Here is a 4,889-nt window from a genome sequence, read left to right on the forward strand (position 1 = left end):
CGCTCGTCAACCACCGCACCGTCTACGGCGGCGGAGGCATCATGCCCGATCGTTTCATTCCGCTCGACACCTCGCGCTACACGGATTATCACCGCCGGCTCGTCGGCCTGGGCTATATTTACCGCACGGTTCTCAGCTACGTCGACGGGCACCGCAAGGCGCTCCGCCGTTGATAAGTAATATTTTCATTTTGATCCTTTTGATTAAATTTATCCGTTAGCGGCTTGCCGCGCCTAAATTTAAATTCCGCCTCACAGCCTTATGCGCGAACGCAAGCGTAAATTTTGCAAAGCGCTTATTGCTAAATTTTACTTTCGCGCCGCAGTTTAGCGCCCTAAAATTTCAAATTTATCGCCGTGCACCGCGATCGCTTCGGCGTTATTTATCGGCGCCAAATTTAACTTATCGCCGTAAGCTTTTAAAATTTCGGCCGCGCTTTGCACGAAAGGCTCCTCGCCGTAGTGCGGCACGGGGTAAAATTTAACCAGATCAAGCCCAGTTTGCGCCGCGGCCCCGTAGTCGCCCGCATCGTCCATCACGCTCGCGTACTCCACGCTGGGAGCTGTGATCATAGCGCCCGCCGACTCGCCCACGTAGATGAGCTCGCCGCTTCGGACGCGACTAGCGATCAGCCTGGTAAGACCTTTCTTTTTAAGCTCGCGCAAAAGATAAAAGGTGTTGCCTCCGCTTACGTAAAGCACCCGCGCCGCGCCGATCTTTGCCTTGGCTTCGGCTTCGCTCGCTTTGGAAACGTCTAAAATTTGAACCTCAAAGCCCATTTTGACAAACGCATCTTTCGCCTCGTCCACGTAGTCTCGGTACTCCTCTACGTTTGCCGCGGTCGGGATAAAAAGCACCTCCTTAGTGCGGATATTTTGTTCGGCAAAATCCTCAAAAAGCGTCGCCGCGCCCGCAAAATAGGAGCATAAAAACATCTCTATCATTGTTTTTCCTTTCATTAAATTTGCGCTGATTTAAAGCGCTCGTAAAGCTTGGCCGCAATGACTGCGAGCAAACGCGACCCAAACTAGCAGAGCAAATTCTACCGCACCCACAAAGCAAGCGCACGACAAAAAACGGCGCGGGCGGAATTCTGTCGATAAAAGGGCAAAATTTACCGCCGTGGTGGCTTGCAAACTATGCAAAAGCCCAAACGGCAGCGTAAACTACTCCACAATCGCCAACTGCCTGGCGATTTCAAACTTCACTGAAACGACGCGAGCCTGCTAGATTAAGCTGGCTAGAGGAGTCCACCAGAGCGAACAATCAAAACGATCAAATTAAGCCGATCGACCAAATCGATCAAGGCAAGTCAGCCAAGGCAAAACGGCTAGTGCTTTTTATCTTTAAAAAATCTAACGATCTTAGCCTGCAGCTTGAACCACTCGCTAAGCTCCATTATAGGCTGTCCCGCGTAGTTTTTGCCGCCCGCTAAATCCTTGCTTATGCCGCCGCGCGCCGCGATCTGAGCGAAATCGCCCACGCTTACGTGCCCGCCGCTGCCGCTCTGTCCGCCCATCACGACGTTGCGCCCAAGCGTTGTCGAGCCCGCAAGCCCTACCTGAGAGACGATGAGGCAGTTTTGCCCGAGCTCGCAGTTGTGCCCGATCTGAACGAGATTGTCGATCTTGCTGCCTCGCTTAACGATCGTCGAGCCGAATACCGCGCGATCGATCGTCGTGCATGCGCCGATCTCAACCTCGTCTTGCAGCACGACGTTGCCGTTGTGATAAATTTTAACGTGCTCGCCCGTTTTGGTGTGTGCGTAGCCGAAACCGTCGCTTCCGATGACGGCGTTTGCGTGGATCACGCAGCGCTCGCCGATGATCGCGTCGTTATAGATGACGGCGTTTGCGTGGATCACGCAGTCGCTTCCGATATGCACGTCATCGCCGATATACGCGCCGCTTAAAATGACGCAGTTCTCGCCGATCGTGGAATTTACGCCGATATGCACGTTCTGCCCGATCTGCGCGCTGGCGGCGATCTTTGCGGGCGCGCCGCTGCGAATGAGCGGCTTAGCAAAATGCACGCTTAAGATCGCAAAGGCTAGATGCGGGTTTTCGCACTCCAGCGCTCGCACGCCGTTTGGAACCGCAGTGCCGATTTTTACCAGCACGGCGGCTGCCTTGGTAGCGGATAAAAATTTCTCGTTTTTGTCGCTATCGCAGTAGCTTAGCTCGCTTTGCCTTGCGTTTTGAAGCGAATTGATCGCGGTAATCTCCGCGTCCGCTCCGCCAAGCTCTATGTTTAAAATTTCGGCAATTTTGGATAATTTCATTTGCGCTCCTTTGATTAAATTTTATCGCCGCTTACATATCCAGCGCAACGCTGCCGCCGCGGACGACGTCGATCGGATTGTATTTTTTTATCGTCTTTAAAAATCCGTCGATGCGGTCTGCGTCGTCGCACGCCATAATGACGATTTTGCTGTCGTCGCTGTTTGCGATGCTGCCGTTGTAGGCTTTTAAAACAGCATCAAGCCCCGCTAAATTTTCACCCAGCGCGATCTTTACCAAAACCATCTCCTTTTCGACGAATTTTGCATCATCAATGACCTTGTAGACGGGGATCAGCTTATGAAGCTGCTTAGTGATCTGCTCTATGACGCGCTCGTCGCCCGAAGTGACGATGCTAAGGCGCGATAGGCCGGTATTTGGGATCGGCGCAACGGTGAGGCTGTCGATATTATAGCCGCGCCCCGCAAAAAGCCCCGAGATCCGCGACAAAACGCCGTGCTCATCGGTAACGACGACCGATATTACTCTTCTTATGCTATTCATCCTTACGACTCCTGCTCAAAAATCATATTATAAAGCGCGCCGCCTGCGGGCACCATCGGCCAGACGTTTTCGAAGCGATCGATCTTAGCCTCGATGACGCTTACCTTTTTGCTAGCAAGAGCCTGCTTCAGCGCGTCTTCAAATTCCGCTTTGGTGCTAACGCTAAAGCCCACGCCGCCGAAGCCCCCCGCAATTTTTACGAAATCAGGCTGCGAGCTAAGATCGGTCGATGAGAAACGCTGCCCGTAAAATAAGCTCTGCCACTGACGCACCATGCCTAAGAAATTGTTGTTTAACACGATATTTACGACGTTTAGACCGCTCGCGCTCGCAGTCATCAGCTCTTGAATATTCATCAAAATCGAGCCGTCGCCGCTGAAATTTATAACAGGTCTGTCTCCCGCATAAGCCTTCGCGCCCAATGCCGCAGGAAGGCCGTATCCCATCGTACCCTGCCCGCCGCTACTTAGCAGAGTGCGCGGCTTGCAAAACGGATAAAACTGCGCGACCCACATCTGATGCTGCCCCACGTCCGTAGCGATGATAGCGTCCTCGCCCGCGATTTTTGCGGTGCTTTGGATAACCCACTGCGGCTTTAAAATTTCATCGCTGTCGTTAAATTTAAGCGGGTGAATTTCATTGTATTTGCGGATGAGCTCGCGCCACTGCTCGAAATTTGCAGGGCTAACCTCGCTTTTAATGCGCGGCAGCATCTCCTCTAGCACCGATTTTACGTCACCAACGATCGGATAATCCGCGTTTATGATCTTTGAGATCGAGCTAGGATCGATATCGACGTGAATGATTTTCGCGTTTTTGCCAAATTCGCTAAGCTTACCCGTGACGCGATCGTCAAATCTCGCGCCCAAGCAGATTATCAGATCAGACTCGCTAAGCGCCATATTTGCGGCGTAGCTGCCATGCATTCCTACCATGCCGAGGCAGTTTTTATCATCGCTTCGCATAGCCCCCAGCGCCATAAGAGTTTCAACGACGGGGATCTGCGCAAACTCGCTAAGCTCGCGAACCAGCTCGCTTGCGCCCGCGCTGATGACGCCGCCGCCGATGTAGAGGATAGGTTTTTTGGAATTAGCGATTAGCTCGACGGCTTTTTTGATCTGTTTAGAATTGCCCTTATAGTTCGGCTTGTAAGTCTGCATCTTGATTTCGCTAGGATATTCAAAAACGCCCAGCTTCGCCGTCACGTCCTTCGGCACATCGACATGCACGGGCCCCGGTCTGCCGCTGCGAGCGATATAAAAAGCCTCTTTTAAAATTCTAGGCAGCTCTTCGATCGTTTTTACCAGATAATTGTGCTTGACGCATGGGCGTGAAATTCCGATCGCATCGATCTCCTGAAAGGCGTCGGTACCGATGAGCGAGGTCGCCACCTGCCCGCTAATAAGCACGATCGGGATGCTGTCGCTATACGCCGTAGCAAGCCCCGTAAGCGCGTTCGCAAAACCCGGTCCGCTCGTGACGACGGCCACGCCTACCTTGCCGCTAGCGCGCGCGTATCCGTCCGCAGCCATCGCCGCGGCCTGCTCGTGGCGTACCAAAATGTGTCTGAAGTATTTTTGTTTGTAAATTTCATCATAGATGTTAAGCGCCGCGCCGCCCGGATAGCCGAAAACCACCTCGACCCCCTCCTGCCGCAACGCCTCCACGATCATCTGCGATCCGCTAATTTCTTTCATACGCCCATCCTGTTTCGTTGGAATAATTTTATGATTATATTATTTTGTAAATTAAATTTCACGAATTTTAGGCGCTAAATCGGGTCGAATTTCAAATTTAATAGCGGCGTAGACGAAGCAAAATTTTGGAATTTAGCAAGAGTAGAAAGGCAAATTTAAAATTTAGCCACAAATTTAAAACGGACGGGCTGTTCGGATTTAAAATTTTAAAGTGCAGATTTGTTTCGACCAAACGCGGCACGGAATTTTTAACGTAAAATTTTAGCTTGAAATTTTGCCATGCGAGGCTCGATTAAATTTACAAAATTTTTTGAAATTTTATCGTAGCGTGGAGCGACGCCAGCGTAAATTTTAAATTCTACGTTACGAAATTTTAAAATTTAGCCGTAAATTTAAAACGGGCGGAATC

General features: G+C 51.2%; 5 protein-coding genes. 1 reads left to right on the forward strand and 4 read right to left on the reverse strand.

The features are described 5' to 3' along the window. Positions 1-326 precede the first annotated feature (326 nt). The 4 genes from Q0372_RS05090 to Q0372_RS05105 all read right to left on the reverse strand — a co-directional run bounded on the left by Q0372_RS05090 (position 327) and on the right by Q0372_RS05105 (position 4,480). Entirely contained in the window at positions 327-944 is a 618-nt protein-coding gene (locus Q0372_RS05090; protein ID WP_298103382.1) for a Type 1 glutamine amidotransferase-like domain-containing protein, read from the reverse strand. Positions 945-1,330: 386 nt separating this feature from the next. Next, positions 1,331-2,281, reverse strand: a complete 951-nt coding sequence (gene lpxD, locus Q0372_RS05095; RefSeq protein ID WP_298103384.1) for a UDP-3-O-(3-hydroxymyristoyl)glucosamine N-acyltransferase — start codon at positions 2,279-2,281, stop codon at positions 1,331-1,333. A 31-nt stretch (positions 2,282-2,312) separates the two neighbouring features. Next, positions 2,313-2,783: an acetolactate synthase small subunit gene (gene ilvN, locus Q0372_RS05100; protein WP_297882007.1), complete on the reverse strand. Its 471-nt coding sequence runs from the start codon at positions 2,781-2,783 to the stop codon at positions 2,313-2,315. Between the two features lie 2 nt (positions 2,784-2,785). Beyond that, on the reverse strand, positions 2,786-4,480 hold the full coding sequence (locus tag Q0372_RS05105; protein ID WP_298103386.1) for an acetolactate synthase large subunit: 1,695 nt from the start codon (positions 4,478-4,480) through the stop codon (positions 2,786-2,788). 125 nt (positions 4,481-4,605) lie between these two features. Here Q0372_RS05105 and Q0372_RS05110 point away from each other — a divergent pair, with 125 nt between their 5' ends. Beyond that, the gene (locus Q0372_RS05110; RefSeq protein WP_298103387.1) at positions 4,606-4,737 is read left to right on the forward strand and encodes a hypothetical protein; all 132 of its coding nucleotides are present in this window, start codon (positions 4,606-4,608) and stop codon (positions 4,735-4,737) included. The last annotated feature ends 152 nt before the right edge of the window (positions 4,738-4,889 follow it).

Origin of the sequence: uncultured Campylobacter sp., assembly GCF_937997405.1 — a bacterium.
Classification (GTDB): domain Bacteria; phylum Campylobacterota; class Campylobacteria; order Campylobacterales; family Campylobacteraceae; genus Campylobacter_B.